Source organism: Ochrobactrum soli (assembly GCF_003664555.1).
Classification (GTDB): domain Bacteria; phylum Pseudomonadota; class Alphaproteobacteria; order Rhizobiales; family Rhizobiaceae; genus Brucella; species Brucella teleogrylli.
Genome location: NZ_RCHH01000013.1, coordinates 75,104 through 93,843, shown reverse-complemented (window position 1 = coordinate 93,843; position 18,740 = coordinate 75,104). Strand labels below are relative to the sequence as shown.

Genomic DNA, 18,740 nt, shown 5'->3' with positions numbered 1-18,740 from the left:
TGTCAGCGTTGCTTGCGGCACGCCAAACTGGCGGCAAATATTGCTTGAATCAACCCCGCCAAGTCAGGAAGCGCTTCTCGATCTGTCCGATGATGAAGTTGACGATAAGTCCCATCACAGAAAGGATTGTGACGCCGGCAAACAGCTTTTCAAGATCATAGAGCGATCCGGCTTCAAGGATATATGAACCGACGCCGAACTGGGCACCGAGCATTTCGGCTGCGACCAGCAGAATGATGGCGATGGAGATCGATACTCGCAATCCGGACAGGATTGCCGGAAAGGCAGCGGGCAGGATGATCTTGCGTACGATAGACCACCATCCAAGTCCGAAGCTTTGCCCCATACGCACAAGCGAACGATCCACATTATCGACTGCGCCGTACGTGGCAACCACGGTTGGCGTAAAGGTGCCAAATGCGATGAGCATATATTTCGACATTTCGTCGATGCCGAACCAGATTACGAAGAGCGGCAAAAGCGCGATCTTCGGGATCGGAAAAAGAGCGGCGACGAGCGGCACCAGACCTGCGCGGACATAGCTGAATAAGCCGATCATTACGCCCAGACTGACACCGATTGCGATGCCAAGGCTCGCACCGATGACAAGCCGCCGCAGCGATGGCAGCAGATGCTGCCATAGAAGGCCGGTCTGCCAGAGCTGGAAGAAGGTTTCCAGCACAGCAGATGGGTGCGGCAGTGTCAGATTGGATATGAAGCCGCTGCGAGTTCCGATTTCTGCCAGTGCGAGCAGCGTTATGAAGAGGATCAATGCCATATGGCGCACCGGCTGGGGTGCGAAGCCGCCACCCCGGAAGGGAACCGGGCGTACACTTTGGTCGGGCTGCTTTATCTTTGCGACTTCAACCATTGATCAACTCCTGATCCGCTGCCTGCGCTTCAGCCCGCATCAACTCCCAGAGCTGTTTCTGCTTTTCTTCAAGGACGGGATCACCAAGATGGCGCTCCGAAAGGGGGATATCGATATCGACAATCTCTCTGATCCGTCCTGGCCTTCGTGAAAGTACCACGACCCGATGGCCGAGCCGCACCGCCTCGTTAAGATTGTGCGTGACATAAACGGAGGTGAAAGGCTGGCGTGTCCAAAGCGCAACCAAGTCGTCCATCAACAGTTCCCGTGTCTGGCTGTCGAGCGCGGACAAAGGTTCATCCATCAACATGACGGCGGGGCGCACCGATAAGGCGCGTGCAATTGCCACGCGCTGACGCATACCACCCGACAATTGCTTCGGCAAAGCCTGCCGGAAATCTGAAAGCCGGGTGCGTTCCAGTACATTGGTTATGATCCAGTCCATCTCTGCTCGGCCAAGTCCATGGTCCTCCAGCACGAGTTTGATGTTTCCTTCCACGGTGCGCCATGGCAGAAGCGCAAAATGCTGGAAAACATAGGTGAGGGGATTGAGTGAATCCTTCGGCGGCGAACCGATCTGCAGCACCTCACCCGAAGATGGTCGTTCAAGACCGCCCAGAAAACGCAGAAGAGTGGACTTTCCGCAACCTGACGGGCCGATCAGGCAGACGATCTGTCCCTGCGGGATGGTGAGCGAGACATCTTTTAGAACTTCGACCGCACCATAAGAATGGCCGATGTTCTTAAGCTGCAAATCCATTTCAACTCCAGTCGGAAAGTCCGCCCTCCAACAATAGCATCCCGGTTTGAGATAAGGGACTTCAGGCTTGGTGCCCGACCAACCGCCGGCCACTGAATGTTCGGTCTTGCTCGATCTCAGATCGTCTTGACGTAGGATGTGTCGAACAGCTTCTCCTGCGTGACCGCTTCCTTCACCATGCCTTCAGACCGGAACCAGTCCAACTGCTCCACGCAGCTGTTGAGCGATAGGGCCAAACCTTTGTTGATGCGCATTGCGCCATCGATCAGGTTCTGTTTTGCGGTCTCGAACGGACTGTCGCTTTCGACATATTTGTGCACGATCTTCGCAATATCGTCGCGTGCTGCATCGTCTGCCGTATTGTCTACAAAGGCGGCATTATAATCATCGATTGCCTTGGAATAGGCTTTGACGAAGGCTTCCGTCATGGCGCGCTCATCACTCGCATTCTTGGTGGATGTAAATGCCGTTGTGACCTGATAATCCGGTGCATAATCGGAGACGAGGCCGATCTGCTTTGCCGCGCCTTCGCGGATGAGCTTTTTGGCGATGTTGGGCTGGATTGCCCAGGAATCGATCTGCCCGGTCGACAGAGCACCAACAACAGCGCCGAGCTTCTGCAAGGGGCGAAGCTGGATTTCAGAAAGCGGAATATTGTTGGCCTTGGCGATCTTGTGCGCCATGAAATGGAATGACGATCCCGCCGTCGTGATCCCGAAACTGTGTCCTGCCAGTTTGGACGGTTCAGTCAGTCCGCCTTCGTAGGCCTTGTTGGAGGCCAGAATGACGTTTACGGTGATGCCTTTTTCTTCTGCAAGCGCGCCGCCGATCACCTTGATCGCGCCTTTGTCGGCGAGACTGATCAGACCGCCACTCATCGCCGTCACACCGAAATCGGCATCGCCAGATGCGATGGCGACGGCCATCGGCTGCGCGGCTTCGAAGAACTTCAATTCGATATCGAGACCGGCATCTTTAAAATAGCCTCGCTCATACGCGATATAGCTCGGCGCGTGGCTCGCCAGATGGAGCACCGCCAGATTACGTGTCGCGGCGCGGGCAGGCGACCCGAAAGCCGTGCTGACGCCCAATGCACCAAATCCCATCAATGTCTGACGGCGTGTCAGGGTGAAATCCATTCTGGCTCTCCTCCAATGCGAATGTTAGCCCGGCACAATAGATTTCCCGCTAAGCCCGACAAACAAAATTTCATTACGTCTCTACCATGAAAAATATGGAAGATTGCTTCGCATAAAGCCACGTGGGGGGATTTTCAATAAGATTAACGACTAACTTCCTTCGCGATAATCGATGCACCGGCATCGATTTTAAGCAGAAATGGAGCTAATCGTGCCAATATGGAAGCCGATGCGGTCTCGGGCAGCAAATGACCGCCCGCTAGAGCTTCGCCGTCAACATCGCTGGCCCAATCCGCCCAGATATCGAACGGTTCACGCCCGCCGCCATAGCGTCGGCCCTCTTCCCAGAAGACCAGCGCCGGCACGTGAATACGCCGACCTGCTACCCGATCAGCAAGATCGTCGGTTTCATCCACGCCAGCGCCGGCACGGTAGTCCTCGCATATCCAATGCCGGACGTCAGCGTTGTCAAAGGCTTTTCGATAATCTTCAAGTGCAAGTGGATGCAGCTTGTCGAGACCGTGCGCCATTTTCTGTAGGGTGGTATCGATCATAAAGCGCGGATTGCCACACAATAGCATTTCAGGCAGTGGCTCGGGCTGGGCCAACATGAACCAATGCCAGGCACCCATACCGAATGCTTTGCTCGCACCTTCCCACATTTCGGGTGTCGGTACGACCGTGACAGATACGAGCCCAAGCACCTTGCCCGGATGGTCCAGTGCCATACGATAGGCGACCCGACCGCCGCGATCATGCCCGACCACAACAAACCGGTCGTGACCGAGCGTCTGCATCAACTCGACCAGACTTGCGGCCATGCGTCGCTTGGATCCTGCACCAGTTGGATTGGAAGTGATGCGACTGCGCCCATAGCCCGGCAAATCCGGGACAACGACAGTGTAGGATTGCGCCAATACCGGTGCGATCCGGTGCCATGCGGCCATGGTTTCCGGATAACCGTGCAGCAGCAGGATCGGCATACCTTGTCCGCCTGTCGTGACAGCAAAACAGACCCCGTCCGTTTCAACATATTGCATTTCGAAACCGGGGAAGAGTTGCTCGATTGCTGGTTTCATTACTCACCATCTTAAGCTTGCCTGAAGCGAATTCAGCCAATCTTATAGACACCTTGTCAGGCTCCGGACAATCAGGATCAAAATGAGGTACGTAAATCAAAAAATGCTTGCTATTCGTTTTTCTTCACGTATCAATTGTTCCTGAGGATAGGGCGGTATGTCTTTTGCATGCTGTCCGATGGGGTGATCTGGGCGCAAAATGCCTTTGGGACGATCAGTCATTCAAAGAATAAACAGCTCAAAAGGGGGCTGTTTTGTTGTGCCGAACTCCGGGGGGCAATGTGTTCGGGGGCGCGGTTTGGTATCAGCCGGTCGTAAGCCGGCGTTGTTTGGAGGAGGTTTGCATGAAACGTCGTAATTTTCTGACCGGCGCGCTGGTTGCCGCAGCTTTGGGCATAAGCGCGATGACATCCACGCCGGTTTATGCTTCGCCGGAAAATCCGGTCATCGGCTTTTCCATTGATGATCTTCGCGTCGAGCGCTGGGCGCGTGACCGCGACTATTTCATTGAGGCGGCAGAAAAGCTAGGCGCCAAGGTCAATGTGCAATCTGCTGACGGTAACGAAGAAAAGCAGGTCAAGCAGGTTGAAAACCTGATTGCGCAGGGCGTTGACGCCATCGTCATCGTGCCGATGAATTCGAAGGTTTTCGATGCGGTCGTTGCCGATGCGAAGGCATCCGGTATCAAGGTTCTTTCCTATGATCGCCTGATCCTCAATGCCGATATTGATGCCTACATCTCGTTCGACAATGAGCGCGTCGGCTTTATGCAGGCGGAAGCCGTCCTGAAGGCCAAGCCCGAAGGCAATTATTATCTCCTCGGCGGCTCGCCGACGGATAACAACGCCAAGCTCCTCCGCGCCGGTCAGGAAAAGGCTCTCAAGGAAGCCATCGATTCCGGCAAGGTGAAGGTGATTGGCTCGCAGTGGGTGAAGGAATGGAGCCCGACTGAAGCACTCTCCATCATGGAAAACGCTCTGACCGCCGCGCAGAACAAAATCGATGCGGTTGTTGCTTCAAACGACGGCACCGCAGGTGGCGCCATCCAGGCGCTCGCCGCGCAGGGGCTGGCCGGGAAGACTGCTGTTTCGGGACAGGACAGCGACCTTGCCGCCGTCAAGCGCCTGATCGACGGGACGCAGACCGTAACCGTCTATAAGCCGCTGAAACTCATTGCTTCGGAAGCAGCCAAGCTGACCGTCCAGATGGTCAAGGGCGAAAAGCCTGAGTTCAATTCCAAGCTCGATAATGGCGGCAAGCAGGTCGATACGCTTTTGTTGACGCCGACTGCCGTGACCAAGGACAATATCGACATTTACGTCCAGGATGGCTTCTACACCAAGGAGCAGATATCCGGGAAATAAGTCTTTGTGCTGATCGCTGGAGCCTACTCCGGCGATCAGCACAACAGAATAGTGCGATCAGAAGTTTTGAAACAATGTTCAGCTTCCGGTCCCGCCAATGTATCGATGCTGTCTGTGACAGCGTTGTCTGGAGTAATTCCGCCGTGGGAGATGGTGTCGGCGGTCTTCGGATGGCTTATTCTGCTGCAACACTGCAAGGTCGTATGCGATGTCCGAATATCTTCTAGAGATGCGCAATATCGGTAAGGACTTTAACGGCGTGAAAGCGCTTGACGGTATTTACCTGAAGGTGCGTCCGGGCGAGTGCGTCGGCCTTTGCGGCGAGAATGGCGCGGGTAAATCCACGCTGATGAAAGTGCTTTCTGGCGTCTATCCCTATGGCGCCTGGACCGGCGAGATTTTGTGGGAAGGCCAGGAGCTGAAGGCCACAGGTATTCGCGATACAGAAGCGGCTGGCATCGTAATCATCCATCAGGAACTCATGATGGTGCCGCATCTATCGGTTGCGGAGAACATCTTTCTGGGATCGGAGCCGACGAGCGGGGGCTTCATCGATTATGACCAGATGAATGCGCGTGCGACGGAACTTCTGGCGCGCCTCAAGATACACGACATCAATGTAGCACTTCCAGTCTATCATTATTCAGGTGGCAAGCAGCAACTGATCGAGATCGCAAAGGCGATCAACAAGAATGCGAAGCTTCTCATTCTGGATGAACCGACATCGGCGCTGACGGCAGCCGAAACGCGCGTTCTTCTCGATCTCATCAAGGACTTCAAGGCGCAAGGAATGGCCTGTGTCTACATTTCCCACAAGCTGGATGAAGTGGCTGAAATTTCCGATACGGTGACAGTCATCCGCGACGGCACGCATATCGCCACCAAGCCCATGGCGGAACTCACCACGCCAGCCATCATCACCATGATGGTGGGGCGCGAGATGAAAAACCTGTTCCCGCGCGAGCCGCACGATATTGGCGAAGTCATTTTCGAGGCCCGCAACATAAATTGCTGGGAGGTGACTAATCCCGATCGCAAGGTGGTCGACAATGTTTCGTTTGCGCTTAGGCGCGGGGAAATCCTCGGTATTGCCGGACTCGTGGGCGCGGGGCGGACTGAACTGGTGTCAAGCCTCTTCGGTGTCTGGCCCGGAGCGCATGAGGGGCAGGTCTTTCTGGAAGGCAGGGAGTTGAAAATCCGCACGCCGCGCGATGCTGTTCGACAGGGCATCTGCATGGTGCCGGAAGACCGCAAGAAGGACGGCATTCTGCCCATCATGCCGGTGGGCTATAATATGACTGTCTCGGTGCTGGATCGTTTTTCCTTGCGCGGATTGCTCGACAAGGAAGCGGAACTAGCGACGATCCAGCGTGAGATTTTGCGTCTCAAGGTGAAGACTGCCGATCCAATGTTGGAAATCGCGTCCCTGTCCGGTGGTAACCAGCAAAAGGCGGTGCTGTCGAAGATGATGTTGCCCGATCCCAAGGTGCTCATTCTGGATGAGCCGACACGGGGCGTCGATGTTGGCGCGAAATATGAAATCTACAAACTGATCTTCGCGCTCGCGAAACAGGGGGTTGCGGTGCTGATGGTCTCTTCGGAAATGCCGGAGGTTCTCGGCATTAGCGATCGCGTACTGGTGATCGGCGAGGGCAGGTTGCGCGGCGACTTCGCCAATGAAAATCTCACGCAGGAGCAGGTGCTTGCAGCCGCAATAGGCAACCCCATGAGCAATGTCGCCTGACCCTCGAATAACGATTGGTTATCCCGCATTCTTCGGGCGCCAGTTGTTCAACTCCTTTCTGGAATACTCAAATTTGACCGGTGCATGATATGACATTGACGGGCAAAGGCCTCCGAAAGTTTCTCGCGGAATATAAGATCGTAGCTCTCCTGATCGTGGTCGCGCTCATCTGGGCGTTGTTTGCAGTACTCACCTATGATCCGGAGATGGGGCGTTCGCAGTTTCTGACAGCGCGCAATTTTTCTAATCTCCTGCGCCAGATGGCGATCACGGGAATGCTGGCGTCCGCGATGGTTTTCGTCATCGTCGCCGGTGAAATTGATCTTTCGGTCGGGGCGCTTCTGGGGCTTCTAGGCGGCATCGCCGCCGTACTCGATGTCGTTTACGGATGGCCGCTATGGGCGACGATCAGCACCGTTCTGGTTCTGGGTGTGGCGCTTGGCGCTTTCAACGGCTGGCTGACCGCCTATCTTGGCATACCCTCCTTCATTGTTACACTTGGCGGACAGCTCGTCTTTCGCGGTATAGTGCTGGGTATCATGGGCGGCGTCACAATCGCGCCGATCTCGCCAGAATTCAAATATATCGGGCAGGGTTACCTGCCGGGTTGGCTTGGCAATCTCAGCGCAATTGCGCTGTTCGGCGTTCTTATCCTCATGACGCTACGTACGCGGGCCAGCAAGAGCAAACATAACCTCCAGACACTTTCTCCCGCTATGGAAGTCGCGAGGCTTCTCGGTATCGGTATCCTGATATTGGGCTTCATCCTTATCCTCAACAGCTATCAGGGCGTACCGGTCCCGGTGCTGATCCTGCTGGTGATCCTTGGCGTTTTCACTGTTATCGCAAAACAGACGGTGTTCGGTCGTCACATCTATGCGGTTGGCTCCAATACCGAAGCAACCCGCTTTTCAGGCGTGAATGTCAATTTCGTCAAGATGGCAGTCTTCGCCTTGATGGGACTGATGGCGGCGGTGGCTGGCCTGACGACAACCTCGCGCCTCGCGGCAGGCACGCCATCAGCAGGTATGGGGGGAGAGCTGGACGCCATTGCCTCCTGCTTCATCGGGGGCACTTCCATGCGCGGCGGCGTCGGTTCCGTGCTGGGTGCATTGGTGGGCGCGCTCATCATGTCGAGCCTTGACAACGGTATGTCCATGCTCGGCGTCGATACATTCTGGCAGCAGATCATCAAGGGCAGCATTCTTGTTTTGGCTGTATATCTCGACATCGTATCTTCCGGCACACGGCGCGGATGAGTGTAGTTCGATATACTGGGCGACCAAACATAGCGGGCCTTGCCGCTCGCTATGGTCCGGATTCAATACGGTGGTTTTGAGCACTACAGGACTATGAATTGTTGTCTCTTTGCGAAAGGATGTGATCCAGCATCTGATTTCGTTGAGTGCGCAATGGGCTTCCATTGGACTCTGCTAATAACTTTTGCGCGCGGCAAACCGTCGGGTGCCAAGCGGCATCGTCCATACCTGACGGACTGCATCAATCTTGCCCTTCTTCGAGTAGTGAAAAGTTGTTTCAGGCAAGCGGAATTCTGAATTCCAATCTGAACACGGGGAGTGCCGTTGCCCCAAGATGTCCGTAACCTTGGATCAGAAGAAACCCCTCAAAACGCTGCCCGTGTCCAGAATCTTTAAAATATTCGTATTGACCGTCTAAATACACCAGTTCGCTTAGCTACTCACTGTGCAAGCGGTACAGAGAATGAGTTCTAGCCACCGTTTATAGCGCTGTAATCGCTAACTTGATCTGATCGAAGCTTTCGGTATCGACCGTTCTTGCGGTCGATGAGTTCGGCATGGCTGCCCTGTTCGGCAATTCGTCCGTCTTCGATCACTATGATGCGATCAGCATTGACGATGGTTGCAAGCCTGTGCGCTATCACAAGCGTCGTGCGGCCCTGCGACAGTTCGGCAAGCGATTGCTGGATGGCCCGCTCCGTCTCGGTGTCGAGCGCGGAGGTCGCTTCATCAAGGATCAGAATCGGCGGGTTCTTCAGGAAAATGCGTGCGATGGCGAGACGCTGCTTCTGTCCGCCCGATAGTTTCACGCCACGCTCGCCAATGACTGTGTCCAGACCATTCGGAAGTGAGGCGATCATCGTGTCGAGCCTTGCACGGCTAGCCGCGTCCAGGATGTCGGCTTCGGTGGCGTCGAGGCGTCCATAGGCGATGTTCTCACGGATCGTGCCGGCGAACAGGAAGACATCCTATTGCACGATGCCAATGTTAGAGCGCAGGGACCTCAAGCTCATGTCGCGAATATCTGTGCCATCAATGCTGATCGCACCGCCCGTCACCTCATAGAAGCGAGGCAAAAGCGAGCATATCGTTGTCTTGCCCGCGCCCGACGAGCCGACGAAAGCGACAGTTTCTCCGGCGCGGATGGAGAGGTTTACTCCATCGAGTGTCAGTTTCTCCGGACTGTAGCCGAAGCGAACATTTTGATAGTCAATGTCACCAGTCAGCCTCTGGATGGAGCGCGCCTGTGGCCGGTCTGCGATATCCGGTATCGTATCCAGGAACTGCGTATATCGCTGAAAGCCGGCAATGCCCTTCGGGTATGTTTCAATGATCGCATTGATCTTGTCAATCGGTCGGAAGAATACTCCAACCAGAAGCAGGAAGCCGACGAAGCTGCCCGCCGACAGTTCGCCGCGCACCACGAACCATGCGCCTGCCAGCATCACAACGACCTGCACGAAGCGCGTTGACAGGTAGGACAGTGACATGGACGCCGCCAGAGCCTTGTAGGTTTCCAGCTTGGTCATCAGATAGTTTTGGTTGTTCTCAGCAAACAGTTTCCGTTCATGATCCGCATTGGTGAAGGCCTGCACTACCCGGATACCGCCGACGTTTTCCTCAATGCGGGCATTGAACTCTGCCACACGTCCGTAAAGCGCGCGCCAGGTTTTGGTCATACGCTTGCTGTAACGAGTGGAAAAGATCGCAGTCACGGGCACAATGGTTGCGGTGATCAGCGCTAGCGGCACATGCACCGACATCATCAAAATAAACGCGCCGATCAGCGTCATGAGCGCGATGAACAGATCTTCCGGCCCGTGACGGGCGACCTCGCCAATCTCCTCGAGATCCTTGGTCAGTTTTGCGACAAGGTGGCCGGTTTTCTGGTTGTCGAAGAAGCCGAAGGAAAGCTTTTGCAGATGGTCGAAGGCTTTCCTTCGCATTCCGGTTTCGATCTTGAGACCAAGCATATGGCCCCAATAGGTGACGATGACCTGAAGACCGGCATTGACCAGATAGATCAGGAACAGGCCGAGAGACGCCAGCGCAATCATGCCCAGTTGGTTGGTGGGAAGCAGGCGGTCGATGAATAGCGTTACTACGATCGGAAAGGCCAGTTCCAGTAGTCCGGCTACGACGGCGCTGGAAAAGTCCAGCACGAACAGCCCACGGTGTGGCCTATAATAGGATGCGAAGCGTTTTAACAGGCCAGCCAAACCGGATCCCTTTCGTTTGGTGTCTTGCAGTAAATGTTGCGAACAACGGTATGGTCCGACAAATTTTTCCGGTGGAAGCTGATTAAGAAGCCGTGTTTGGTGTGGCCGGAGATCGTGATGCGCTTGTCTTCATGTTCCCTCTCGGTACGATGAGCGGAGTACCAGCGACTGGATCGGGGATGACCATGGCTGGCAATCCGAAAACGCGTTCGACCAGTTCGGCATCGACGATGTCTGCCGGGGCGCCCTCTGCTAGGACTGCGCCGTCTTTTATGGCGATCAGGTGCGTGGCGTAGCGGCAAGCATGATTGAGATCATGCAGCACCGCGATGATTGTTCGCCCCCTCTCATTGAGAACGGCCAGAAGATCAAGCAGTTCGATCTGGTAGGCGATGTCAAGGAAAGTGGTCGGCTCGTCGAGCAGAAGGATCGGCGTTTCCTGCGCCAGGACTATTGCAACCCATACGCGTTGACGTTGGCCGCCGGAGAGTTCGTCCACCGGTCGACCAGAAAGTTCGGTGACACGGGTTGCCGCCAGTGCGGCGAGTACGGCTGCCTTGTCTGCTTACCTTGGGACACCGGCACTCCTTAGGGCCGGTCAGATCAAGAACTGCCGTTACCGCTGGCGGCGACCGCAACCTTGTCATTATTCAGGCTGAAGCTCTCGCGGGTGACAACCAGAATGATGGCCAGAATGATCGCTTCCATGATCGCGAAGGTCAGGAAAGCGCTGACAAAAGACCCACCAGAAACCTTGATGACCACGCCCATGACCCAGGGCGATATGAAGGTCGCAAGAATGGCGAAAATCTCGGCATAGCCAACCGCTGCCGTCGCCAGCTCTTCAGGATATTTTTCGCTGAGGAATGCAAAGATCGCACCGCCGCCGAAAAGGGCCACGCCGCTCAAAAGCGCCATCAGGATGAGCCAGCCGAAGCCAAGCGGTATCGCCATGCCGCCGGTGAACATTACCGCGACGAGGACGGCGAGCACGGTTCCGAACTTGATCATCCCTGTTTTGTTCAGGCGGTCGGCGGCGTAACCGCCGATGACGAGAAACACCACCTGCGACAGTCCCATCAAGGTGCCGATCAGTGCCGCATCTTCCACGGGCATCTGATGCACAGCAATATATCCGGGAATGACCCAGGTGGCGGTTCCGGCAATGGCCATCGTGCAGGCCGAAATGCCCAGGCTGCCGACGATAATCCATTTCGAGCGGAAGATGCTGGCCAGTGACGCCGTCGAGGTCTGCTGCTTTTCGGGTTCCCAGCGAAAATCCTTGAAGCCGATATGAGCCGGATTGTTGCGGGTGAAGAGCAGCACGGCAGCCGCCGTCACCAGCGTTCCGATGGCAAGAATGGCGAAGAAGGTGCGCCAGCCATAGGTGATGGAAAGCGGAATGCCAATCGCGAAGTCCAGCGTGATCGCAAGACTATAGGCCGCGAGGATCAAGCCGATCATGCTGCCGCGCCGCTTCTGGGGGAACCAGCCGATGATGAGTTTCATATTACCGAGGAAGATTGCTGCATCAAAGAAACCGATGAACAGGCGGAGGGCAATCAGCTGGGCGTAGGTCTGGACATAGACTTGCGCCACCATGCCGATGGCGGTGCAGAACAGGCCGATCAGCAACAGCGACCGCGCATTCATGCGACGGCTCAATTGCGACCAGACAATCATGCCGAGACCATAGGTCAGCGCGAATATCCCCTGCGCCAGACCGGCCTGCGCGGAATCGAGCTGAAGTGTTTCCGAAATGAACGGTATCACCGCCGCAAAGGCGTACCAGTCGGCGGCGAGAAACATCTCGCATAACAGCGCCAGCGCCAGCATGCCCCATTGCCAGCGCTTTATTCTGGATTGATCGAAGTCCGATAGGCTTTCCCATTGCATGGTCTGGTTCCCCTTATTTTTACCTGCAACTTCATGATGCTCCCAGGCGGGAGCGTGCGGTGCCCAATGCTTGAAGACGGACCTCAGACCGTCGACAGGAAATCGCGCACAAGTGTCGCCGCCGCTGGCGTCTCTTCAAACAGCAGATGGCCGGTCGCGTCGAGCGTCTCCAGACGTGCGCCACTGATCCCGCGCTTCCATTCTTCGGCATATTGCGCGGGGATAACCCGGTCTTCCTCGCCCCAGAGGATCAGGGTCGGCATATTCAGCCGGTGCAGCCACTGGCCAAGTTTTTTATTGCCGCGCCCATCGGTCGCGTGGACCCGCGCCAGCGCGCCCATTTCGCGGCCGAGCGCTGCATCGAACCGGCTATCGGGCGCAGATGGAAAATAGCGGAGCGCGACTGCCGGATCATGCGTGAGATGGGCAGGGATATCGGCTGGCGCGACTTGAAACAGATCAGGAAGAGGGATTGCCGGAAGATCGAGTCCGGCAGGTGCCGCGAGAAACAGCGCGGTGAGCCTGTCCGGCTGCCTGATCGCGTATTCGGCTGCGATCCAGCCCCCCAGCGAAAAGCCGCCAAGGCCGAACTGATCCAGCCCCAACGCATCGAAGAAATCCATGTAATGGAGCACATAATCGCCGATCTGCACGATATCGGCATCATCGTCGCTTTCACCGAAATTGGGATGAAACGGAATGATGAGCCGGTTTCGCGAAGCAATGTCGGTTAGACTGTTAAAGCCGGGAAATGTCCCGGTTCCGTGCAGAAAAACGATGTCCTTGCCTTCACCCTTCACAAGATAAGTGATGGTTTTGCCTCGGATTTCGACCGTGCGCTTTTCAAAACTGCTCGAGTAATTCAACATCTTTCCACCTTATGCCGCTGGCTTGGTGTGACTGGACCAATTGCTTTCTTATCTGGTCGACGGCGCTGTCGATCCGCTCTTCGAGGGCCGGAGGCAACAGCCCGTCCGGTTCCAGTTCCGCCGAACAGGCATAAATACCGGTTGCGACGGTTCCGGCTTCGAAAAAGCCGAATAGCGGACGCAGATGATGCTCGACGACCAATGCGTGACGATGCCCGCCGCCCACCGCGCACAGCACGGTCGGGCGACCGCGCAGCGCAAATGGATGCACGAGATCGAACACATGTTTGAAAAGACCGGGATAGCTTCCCTGATAGACCGGGCAGCCGACGATCAGAGCATCGCAATGCTCGATCTCCGAAATGAGGCTTTCGGACTGCCTGTCCAGTGCCTTGCGATTGACGGTAAACAGGTTCGGCCCGGCATGGGACAGGTCCAGATGCGTGACTGACACATCGTTTTCCGCTTCCAGCTTTGCGGCAATCGCCTGGGTTAGCCGGTGAACTTTCGTCGGGCGATCACACCCGACGAAGCTGACAATATTTCGCGTCATGGCTGGTCTCAGTTTTCGCTGATGCCGAAAACGGTCCATCGCGCATCGGGGCCGGGCAGGCCGAGCAGACCCTTGCCGCATTCCTCCACGATCTGGTCAGCGAGCAGAATATGCTGGGTGCCGGAATGGATATCGCGGTAAAAGCGCTGCATGGCCGTGTTGTGCAGCGATGCACCGCGCGCTGCACGATGCGCGAACGTCGCCACATCGGAAACGATATCATGCATATAGCGCAGCGAGAGCTTCACCATCGTCATCTGGTCGAGCGACGGAACACCGCCGGATGTGGTGGTCTGTGAGACATCTTCCCATGTTTCCATCGCAAGTGCTCGCGCCGCCCGATAGCGGGCTTCCGCATTGGCAAACTGAAACCGCAGACTGGCACTATCCGCACTCTTGCCGAATGGGTCCTGCCGCTGGCGGATGACCTTGGCGAGTTCGTCGAGTATCCGGCGACCAACACCAATAGCCCAGCTCGTATGGGTAAGGGCGCTGTAGCCCGCCAGCCCGAGATGGCCCTGCGTCTGACCGCGTTTCGGCGCGGATTGCGTGAAACTATAGACCATGGAATCCGGCACGAAGAGGTCTTCGTCGGTTGCCAGCGTGTAGTCGAAGCTGCCGGTAGCGCGCAGACCCAGCACATCCCAGTTGCCGAGCAGCTGGATTGTCGTGCGCGGGTGATGTGCGACGATGATCTGCGGTGCGCCGGTTTCGTCTTTCAGCAGCGCCTTGCCGCTCGGGTCCTTGGGATCGAGCAGGAAACAGCCGGAATGAATCCATTCCGCGTGAAAGATGGAGCTTCCATAGGCCCAGTTGCCGCGGATCATGTAGCCGCCATCAACCTTGCGGGCGAAGCCACGCGGCACGCCGTTGCCTGCAATGGTGACATCGACGCCGTCCTTGAATACATTGGCAATCCCCTCGTCGTCGAGGTAGATCGCCATGGTCGTGCCTTCCATATTGTTGACCATGGTGCACCAGCCAGACGATGCATGGGCATAGGAAAGCGCGGACATGATCTTCATGGCATCGATGGGTCGCAATTCTGCGCCGCCGACTTCCTTCGGAAACAGCATCGTGTAGAAGCCGCCCTTGCGCATTGCGTCCACGACGTCATCATGCATCCGCCCGAGTTGTTCCGCTTCTTCCGCCTTTTCTTCAATCAAAGGTAGAATGGCTTGCAGGCGATCGTTGAAGCCCTGAATGACTGCGGAATAGTTGTCGGCGGTGTGAGCCCGGTGCACGCTGGTATCCAAAACGGTTCCCCTTGATTTAGTCGTTGTAAGCGGGAATGATACGAACAAGAGCGGGAACAAACATTCCCCCCGAATGGGGGGCTTGGGAATTCGGGAGATAGAATGCCCAGGGAAATACTATCGATAGACCAACGGGTCTCTGCAGCGCTGTCTGTTGCGGAGAGCCGTAATTATGACGATTTTACAATAGCTTGCGATTATTTTGCCGCGCATGTGCTGCGCGTGCGTTCGCTTGGAATTTATTTGCTGGAGAATAATCGGCCGCGCCTTTTTCACAGCATCAACACGCCCACAGGCTTTCTTCTCGAATATCAGAACGGGCTGGCAGATTCAGATCCGATGATTGCAGCCGTGGTGCAAAATGCCAGCGCGGTTGCGGGCTCGCGATTGCCCCAGAATGCAGCAGGCAATGTGCCGCTGATGCGCACGCTGCTCTATCGATGGAATTACAATGATAACTTGTGCTGCCCGATTTATGTCGGCGGCAATATTCAGGCACTGATTTATGCCGCTGGTTTCGAGATGCATGCAACGCAGCTTGAAGAGCAGGTTTCATTGTTGTGCCGCTCGTCGGCGCTTGCCTTGCGCAACATTCAGGAAGGGCATCCGGCGAAGACGCCCGGCGCCAATCTGACCAGCCTTTCTCCGCGTCTTTCGACAGTCGCCCGGTTGCTGGCGGCTGGCAATACCAACAAGCAGATTGCACGGCATCTGGAACTTTCGCCCCATACGATAAAGGATTATGTCGATGATCTGATCAAACGTTTCGGTGTCCATAACAGAACCGAAGTGGCCGTGATGATCAACCGCATGAACGGCGGGACGAAAGCCGAGCAGGCCAGCTTTGCCTTGTCAGGACATGAACAGCGTGGCCTTCCGATAGAGCATTTCTGAGAACGCTTTTGGCGCTGTCACGGACAGAGAAATTGGAGGGCGCGCTTTAACCCTCCTCAACGAACACCTCGTCGCGTTTCTTGCGTATTGATGGAAGCAGCACGACCACGAGAACCGTTGCGGCTATGGCGAGCAGAATTGCGCTGATTGGCCGGGTGAAGAAGGTTGCCGGGTCGCCGCGTGACAGGATCATGGCGCGACGCAGATGTTCTTCCAGCAACGGTCCGAGCACGAAGCCAAGCAACAGGGGAGCCGGTTCGCAACGCAGTTTAGCCAGCAGATAGCCGATGAAGCCGAAGAAGGCGACCGCATAGAGGTCGTAGACATTAGAATTGACGCTATAAACTCCGATGGCACAGAAGGTCATGATAATGGGGAACAGCACATAATAGGGCACCGTCAAAAGCTTCACCCACAGCCCGATCAGCGGCAGATTGAGGATGATAAGCATGAGATTGCCGATCCACATCGACGCGATCACGCCCCAGAACAGGGCGGGCTGCTCTGTTGCAACATTCGGGCCCGGAACGATACCCTGAATGATCATGGCGCCGATCATCAATGCCATCACCGGATTGGCCGGAATGCCGAGCGTGAGCATGGGAATGAAGGATGTCTGTGCACCGGCATTGTTGGCGGATTCCGGTCCTGCAACGCCTGCAATCGCGCCTTTGCCGAATTCCTCTGGCGTCTTGGAGATGCGCTTTTCCACGGTGTAGGAAGAAAAGGAGGCGAGAATGGCGCCGCCGCCTGGCAAGATTCCAAGTGCCGAGCCGATGACCGTTCCACGCAGGATCGGGGCGGCCATGCGTTTGAAATCGTCTCGCGTCGGCATCAGCCCCGTGACCTTCGCCATCAGCACTTCGCGCGAATGTTCGCTTTCAAGGTTGCGCTAAATTTCGGCAATGCCGAACACGCCGACCGCAACGGCTACGAAATTAAGGCCGTCGGCATATTCCGTAATACCCCGCGTGAAACGCGGCGCGCCGGTGTAGATATATCCGTACCGACAAGGCCAAGCAGAAGTCCCAGAACGACCATGGCCAAAGCTTTGATGATCGAACCATGTGCCAGCGCTACGGACGATACCAGCCCTACGACCATCAGCGAGAAATATTCCGCCGAGCCGAATTTCAGTGCGATTTCAGTCAGCGGTGGAGCGAAGACCGCCACCAGAAAGGTAGAGACTGTACCGGCGAAGAATGACCCGATTGCCGCGATTGCAAGCGCTGCACCCGCGCGCCCACGGCGCGCCATCTGGTAGCCGTCGATGGCGGTCACGGCGGATGAGGATTCGATCCGGTCGGCACACCTTATGCCGCGCCCGAAGAAGCTGGTGTTGCGATTGAAGGCAATGGTGTATGGGGCCGTATCGAAGGCGCCCATAATAGCATCGAACCGCGTTTCTCGACCTCTGGCACCGATTACGACCAGAATGTCTTCAAACTTCAGGCCGGTATTGATGGGCTGTTGACTGAAACGGAAAGCGGCAAGCTGATTGGCGGCGTCACAGTCCATTACGCCCATGGCAAAACCGACACCAATTCTGTTTATGGCGATGGTGAGATCAAGACGGACGGGTATGGCTTTGGCGGCACGCTGACCTGGTATGGCGAGAATGGCTTCTATCTGGATGGTCAGGGCCAGGTGACCTGGTACACGAGCGATCTCGACTCTATTCTTGCCCGCAGGAATCTTGCCGATGGCAATGACGGCTTCGGTTATACGCTGTCGCTGGAAAGCGGCAAGCGCATAGCCATCGATCCCGCCTGGTCGGTCACGCCGCAGGCCCAGCTGGTTTATTCCAATGTCGACTTTGATGCATTCACCGATGCATTCGGCGCACGTGTCAGCCTCGACCGGGGCGAAAGCCTGCAGGGCCGTCTCGGCCTGACGCTTGACCATGAGAACTCATGGCAGAATGACAAGGGGCTTGCTCAATCGCACCCACGTCTACGGCATCGCCAATCTCTATTATGAGTTCCTTGAGGGAACCAGGGTCGATGTCCAGGGCGTGAGTTTCGCCAGCCGTAATGATCGCGTATGGGGCGGTCTGGGGATCGGCGGAACCTATAACTGGGATGATGATAAATATTCCATTTATGGCGAGGGTTTGGTCAACACCAGCCTGAATAACTTCGGCGACAGCTATTCTGTCGCGGGACAGGTGGGCCTGCGCGTGAAGTGGTAATAGGGTCGTTTTAGCCGGTCCTGAAAACCCGAACTCTGATAAAACCGCTGTCGATCCGCGATGTGATTGGCAGCGGCAACTTGTATTCGTTCAGCATCGCCAGCGCTATCAGACCGTCCCTCCGCTCATTGGATCACGGTTAGTCCGAACGTTCGCGGGTGCCCAGCGACAACTCTTTCAAGATGATTGCGCATGAGGTCGCTCCTGAATCTCACACCCCCAACGATCTTTCGCCAAGGGGTCTCGCTTTGCCAACTTTGGCCACGAGATTGCGGAAGCGCGGCCCCTTTCGGCCGCTTCAACGAGGGCCTCAATGGCCGGGACAAGTGTGTCCAGCCGAGTCTTGTCGCCGACTTTCGCCGAACCAATGGACTGAGCGCCCTCCAGACCTGCGTGCAGCATGCGGCTGAATCAGTTTGGGTCAATCTTATCGACGCCATCAGGCTTTTCCGCGAATTCGGTGAACATCACACCGTAAAGCGGTCTCATCGAGCCGAGACGATGTGGACCACCGTGAACAACGGGATTAAACTCTTGTAATTTTAAAAATACAGTTGTAAATGTGCCGAAGATCTTAATGTGCGGAGCGAAATTCATGGCGTTTCGCACATCGATTTGCGGGCAGGTGAGGTTGCCTGGCCTGATT

General features: G+C 56.0%; 12 protein-coding genes and 5 pseudogenes. 5 read left to right on the top strand and 12 right to left on the bottom strand.

Annotation, left to right across the window (positions count from 1 at the left end):
- Nucleotides 1–49: 49 nt before the first annotated feature.
- The 4 genes from D8666_RS18670 to D8666_RS18655 all read right to left on the bottom strand — a co-directional run bounded on the left by D8666_RS18670 (nucleotide 50) and on the right by D8666_RS18655 (nucleotide 3,849).
- Nucleotides 50–871 carry an ABC transporter permease gene (locus D8666_RS18670; RefSeq protein ID WP_121538977.1) on the bottom strand — a complete coding sequence of 274 codons (822 nt, stop codon included), beginning with the start codon at nucleotides 869–871 and terminating at the stop codon, nucleotides 50–52.
- Nucleotides 864–1,631 carry an ABC transporter ATP-binding protein gene (locus D8666_RS18665; protein ID WP_121538976.1) on the bottom strand — a complete coding sequence of 256 codons (768 nt, stop codon included), beginning with the start codon at nucleotides 1,629–1,631 and terminating at the stop codon, nucleotides 864–866. The genes D8666_RS18670 and D8666_RS18665 overlap by 8 nt, the downstream gene beginning before the upstream one ends.
- A gap of 116 nt (nucleotides 1,632–1,747) precedes the next feature.
- Complete coding sequence (locus D8666_RS18660) at nucleotides 1,748–2,770, bottom strand: ABC transporter substrate-binding protein (RefSeq protein WP_121538975.1); 1,023 nt, start codon at nucleotides 2,768–2,770, stop codon at nucleotides 1,748–1,750.
- Between the two features lie 143 nt (nucleotides 2,771–2,913).
- Entirely contained in the window at nucleotides 2,914–3,849 is a 936-nt protein-coding gene (locus D8666_RS18655) for an alpha/beta fold hydrolase (RefSeq protein WP_121538974.1), read from the bottom strand.
- Nucleotides 3,850–4,193: 344 nt separating this feature from the next.
- Here D8666_RS18655 and xylF point away from each other — a divergent pair, with 344 nt between their 5' ends.
- From xylF to D8666_RS18640, 3 genes are all read left to right on the top strand, one after another.
- Complete coding sequence (gene xylF, locus D8666_RS18650; RefSeq protein WP_121538973.1) at nucleotides 4,194–5,213, top strand: D-xylose ABC transporter substrate-binding protein; 1,020 nt, start codon at nucleotides 4,194–4,196, stop codon at nucleotides 5,211–5,213.
- A gap of 208 nt (nucleotides 5,214–5,421) precedes the next feature.
- Entirely contained in the window at nucleotides 5,422–6,957 is a 1,536-nt protein-coding gene (locus D8666_RS18645; protein ID WP_121538972.1) for a xylose ABC transporter ATP-binding protein, read from the top strand.
- An 89-nt stretch (nucleotides 6,958–7,046) separates the two neighbouring features.
- The gene (locus tag D8666_RS18640) at nucleotides 7,047–8,216 is read left to right on the top strand and encodes a sugar ABC transporter permease (RefSeq protein WP_109365820.1); all 1,170 of its coding nucleotides are present in this window, start codon (nucleotides 7,047–7,049) and stop codon (nucleotides 8,214–8,216) included.
- 470 nt (nucleotides 8,217–8,686) lie between these two features.
- Here the strand turns inward: D8666_RS18640 and D8666_RS18635 are convergent.
- From D8666_RS18635 to D8666_RS18610, 6 genes and pseudogenes are all read right to left on the bottom strand, one after another.
- Nucleotides 8,687–10,435: pseudogene (locus D8666_RS18635) on the bottom strand (ABC transporter ATP-binding protein).
- Nucleotides 10,436–10,517: 82 nt separating this feature from the next.
- Nucleotides 10,518–10,997 (bottom strand): annotated as a pseudogene (locus tag D8666_RS18630) (ABC transporter ATP-binding protein); the annotation flags it as partial.
- A 41-nt stretch (nucleotides 10,998–11,038) separates the two neighbouring features.
- Nucleotides 11,039–12,331, bottom strand: a complete 1,293-nt coding sequence (locus D8666_RS18625) for an MFS transporter (protein WP_121538970.1) — start codon at nucleotides 12,329–12,331, stop codon at nucleotides 11,039–11,041.
- A gap of 83 nt (nucleotides 12,332–12,414) precedes the next feature.
- Nucleotides 12,415–13,200 carry an alpha/beta fold hydrolase gene (locus D8666_RS18620; RefSeq protein WP_121538969.1) on the bottom strand — a complete coding sequence of 262 codons (786 nt, stop codon included), beginning with the start codon at nucleotides 13,198–13,200 and terminating at the stop codon, nucleotides 12,415–12,417.
- Entirely contained in the window at nucleotides 13,175–13,753 is a 579-nt protein-coding gene (locus tag D8666_RS18615) for an NAD(P)H-dependent oxidoreductase (RefSeq protein ID WP_121538994.1), read from the bottom strand. Before D8666_RS18615 ends, D8666_RS18620 begins: the two co-directional genes overlap by 26 nt.
- Before the next feature lie 8 nt (nucleotides 13,754–13,761).
- Complete coding sequence (locus tag D8666_RS18610) at nucleotides 13,762–14,997, bottom strand: acyl-CoA dehydrogenase family protein (RefSeq protein WP_235859010.1); 1,236 nt, start codon at nucleotides 14,995–14,997, stop codon at nucleotides 13,762–13,764.
- Nucleotides 14,998–15,111: 114 nt separating this feature from the next.
- Between D8666_RS18610 and D8666_RS18605 the strand changes: the two genes are divergently transcribed.
- Nucleotides 15,112–15,903: a LuxR family transcriptional regulator gene (locus D8666_RS18605; protein WP_210261492.1), complete on the top strand. Its 792-nt coding sequence runs from the start codon at nucleotides 15,112–15,114 to the stop codon at nucleotides 15,901–15,903.
- 46 nt (nucleotides 15,904–15,949) lie between these two features.
- Here the strand turns inward: D8666_RS18605 and D8666_RS18600 are convergent.
- Nucleotides 15,950–17,199 (bottom strand): annotated as a pseudogene (locus tag D8666_RS18600) (tripartite tricarboxylate transporter permease); the annotation flags it as partial.
- Between D8666_RS18600 and D8666_RS18595 the strand changes: the two are divergent.
- Nucleotides 17,194–18,094 (top strand): annotated as a pseudogene (locus D8666_RS18595) (autotransporter family protein); the annotation flags it as partial. The pseudogenes D8666_RS18600 and D8666_RS18595 sit on opposite strands and share 6 nt — an antisense overlap.
- Nucleotides 18,095–18,233: 139 nt before the next feature.
- On the opposite strand, the pseudogene D8666_RS18590 reads toward D8666_RS18595, so the two are convergent.
- Nucleotides 18,234–18,589: pseudogene (locus D8666_RS18590) on the bottom strand (dihydroxyacetone kinase subunit L); the annotation flags it as partial.
- Nucleotides 18,590–18,740 lie beyond the last annotated feature (151 nt).